General features: G+C 62.2%; 3 protein-coding genes. 2 read left to right on the top strand and 1 reads right to left on the bottom strand.

The features are described 5' to 3' along the window. Positions 1-153: 153 nt before the first annotated feature. Positions 154-1209 carry a tRNA (adenosine(37)-N6)-threonylcarbamoyltransferase complex transferase subunit TsaD gene (tsaD, locus tag B7L71_RS03895; RefSeq protein ID WP_081136116.1) on the bottom strand — a complete coding sequence of 352 codons (1056 nt, stop codon included), beginning with the start codon at positions 1207-1209 and terminating at the stop codon, positions 154-156. Positions 1210-1409: 200 nt separating this feature from the next. Here tsaD and rpsU point away from each other — a divergent pair, with 200 nt between their 5' ends. Together rpsU and dnaG are read left to right on the top strand one after the other, a co-directional pair. Next, positions 1410-1625 (top strand): 30S ribosomal protein S21, encoded by a 216-nt coding sequence (gene rpsU, locus B7L71_RS03890; RefSeq protein WP_016416934.1) that lies wholly within the window; start codon positions 1410-1412, stop codon positions 1623-1625. Between the two features lie 187 nt (positions 1626-1812). Beyond that, the coding region (gene dnaG / locus B7L71_RS03885) for a DNA primase (RefSeq protein WP_081136114.1) at positions 1813-3096 on the top strand (1284 nt) is incomplete at its 3' end.

The raw sequence follows: 3096 nt of genomic DNA, 5'->3' as shown, positions 1-3096 counted from the left end.
GCGCTGTTGGCGCCCCTGCTGTGCGCCTGGCTGGCGCCTGACTATATGATCGTGGTGGGCGGGTTCAGCCTGCTGGTACTGGCCCGCCACATGCTCAATATTCGTCGTTGGCGGCAGGGGGAAGAGCCCCCGCTGCGCAAATAGGCCAACGACTTATCGGGTGGTGCTGAGGGGCGCTGTCAGCGTGTCCAGTGGCCAGCGCGGGGTGGCCTGCATGATACCGCTTTCGTCGCGTTCTCCTGCCGCCAGACGCTGGGCGCCCACGTAGGCAATCATGGCGCCATTGTCGGTGCAGAAGCGCCCACGGGGGTAATAGGCACGGGCCTGGCGCTTTTGGGTCTCCAGGGCCAGACGCTCGCGCAGCCGCGTATTGGCACTCACACCCCCCGCCATCACGATGCGTTTCAGGCCGGTCTCGTCCAGGGCTCGGCGGCATTTGATGACCAGCGTGTCCACGACGGCCTCTTCGAAGGCGCGTGCCACGTCGGCTTTGGCCTGTTCGTCCAGCTCGCCTGCGGCTTCCAGCTGGCGAATCGTCGTCAAGGTGTGGGTCTTCAGGCCTGAAAAGCTGAAATCGAGCCCGGGGCGGTCGGTCATGGGGCGCGGGAAGCGAAAGCGTTTAGGGTCGCCCTGTTCGGCCAGTTTGGCCACCAGCGGGCCGCCTGGGTACGCCAGGCCCAGCATCTTGGCGGCCTTGTCGAAGGCCTCACCGGCCGCATCGTCTACTGATTCGCCCAGGAGTCGATAGCAACCCAGCCCCTGTACTTCCACCAGCTGGGTGTGGCCGCCGGAGACCAGCAGGGCCACGAAGGGAAAGGCAGGAGCCTCCTCCTCAAGCATGGGGGCCAGCAGGTGGCCTTCCATGTGATGCACCCCCAATACGGGGATGTTCAGCGCCCTGGCCATGCCATGGGCGGTGCTGGCACCGACCATCAGCGCACCCACCAATCCCGGGCCCGCCGTATAAGCGATGCCGTCCAGGTCGTGGCGGGAAAGATGGGCCTCTTTCAATACCTGTTCGATGAGCGGCAGCAGCTTGCGTGTGTGATCCCGAGAGGCCAGTTCGGGCACCACGCCGCCATATTCGGAGTGCATGGCAATCTGGCTGTACAGGGCATCGGCCAGCAGACCCTGGCCGCCGGTGTAGGCCGTGTCGTAAATGGCGACGCCGGTTTCGTCGCAGGATGTCTCGATGCCCAGTACACGCATGGCAAAAGCACTCATCTGATTGAAAAGGCAGGTACTCGAAACCGGCTAGTCTAGCATTGTCGTGCCCGCTGGGCGTAAGCATTTGCAAAGATGGCCAACCACGACTAGACTACTGTGCGCTGTAAAACTGGGTCGTACACCGTCTTGTTCGGTGTGCGTACTATCCGAACTCAAGACTCCTTAAGGTAGGTGAGTGCTTAATGCCTTCTGTAAAAGTACGTGATAACGAGCCGTTTGACGTCGCCCTGCGTCGCTTCAAGCGTTCTTGCGAAAAAGCTGGCGTTCTGTCTGAAGTACGTCGTCGCGAGCACTACGAGAAGCCGACTGCTGAGCGCAAGCGCAAAGCGGCAGCTGCCGTAAAACGTCACGCCAAGAAGTTGCAGCGTGAGCGTAAGCGTTTCGAACGGCTCTATTGATCCGTACCTGGAGAGAGCCAGAGCAGTTGGCTGGTTGTCTCAAGAGGGATGCCAAGCGGCCGCCACCAGGTGGCCGTTTGTTTTTCGTTTCGTGTTGTCTGTTTTGCGCGGTTTAAGGTGATCAGGCGCGTGGCCTGATGACGTTAGACCCGCCCACAAGCGTGTTGCGCGAGGATGCCCTCAGCCCATGGCAGGTCAAATTCCACAGCGATTTATCGACGATCTGCTTGGCCGCGTCGACGTGGTCGAGGTGGTGGGGGAGCGCGTACAGCTCAAGAAAGCGGGCCGTAATTTTTCCGGCCTGTGTCCTTTTCATCAGGAAAAAACACCTTCGTTTACCGTCAGTGCCGACAAGCAGTTTTATCACTGCTTTGGCTGTGGTGCCCACGGTAATGCGCTACGCTTTTTGATGGAATATGACAAGCTGCCCTTTCCCGAGGCAGTCGAGCAACTGGCCGGACGGCTGGGGCTGGACGTGCCCAGGGAAGGGGCGGACGACCCGCGAGCCCAGCAGCGGGAGAAAAAACGCAAGGAAGGGGTCAATCTTCTCGAGGTGGCGGCCAGCTTCTATCGCGAGCGATTGAAGATGCAGGAGGGCCAGGCGGCCCAGCGCTACTTGCAGGGGCGCGGCCTCTCGCCAGATGTGATGACCACCTACGGGATTGGTTATGCCCCCGGCGGGTGGGAGGCGCTGAAGCAGCATCTGAGCGCCAAGGGCATCGGTGAGCCGGTGCAGATCGAGTACGGTCTGCTGATTCATCGCGAGGACACCGGGCGTACCTATGATCGCTTCCGCGACCGGGTGATGTTCCCGATACGCGATTTGCGCGGTCGGACCATCGCCTTTGGCGGTAGGGTCATGGGGGATGAGCAGCCCAAATACCTCAACTCGCCGGAGACGCCTGTCTTTCACAAGGGGCGCGAGCTCTACGGCCTGTACGAGGCGCGTCAGGCGACCAGCAAGCTGGAACAGCTGGTGATGGTCGAGGGCTACATGGACGTGGTGGCGCTGGCGCAGTACGGCATTCACAACGCCGTGGCCACGCTGGGCACCGCCACCACCGAAGATCATCTGTTGCGGCTGTTTCGTCTGGTCAGTCGCGTGGTGTTCTGTTTCGACGGTGACCGCGCCGGGCGTCAGGCGGCCAGCCGTGCGCTGGAAACCGCGCTGCCGCAGATGATCGATGGCCGCGAGGCGCGGTTTCTGTTCTTGCCGGAAGGGGACGACCCGGACTCGCTGGTGCGCCGCGAGGGTCGCGAGGCCTTCGAAGACCGCGTGACCTGCGCCATGCCGCTGTCTGAGTTTCTGTTCGAGCAGGCTGCCCAGGGGCGCGACTTGCAGACCGTGGAAGGGCGCGAGCGCTTCGCCAGCCACGTGCTGGAGGCGCTGCAGAAGGTCCCGGAAGGCATGCTGAAGTCGCTGCTGCTGGAGACGCTCGCCAAACGAAGTGGGCTGTCCCAGACGCAGTTG

This window comes from Halomonas sp. BC2 (genome assembly GCF_002078115.1).
Lineage (GTDB): Bacteria > Pseudomonadota > Gammaproteobacteria > Pseudomonadales > Halomonadaceae > Vreelandella > Vreelandella stevensii.
This window is presented reverse-complemented; position numbering and strand designations above follow the sequence as displayed.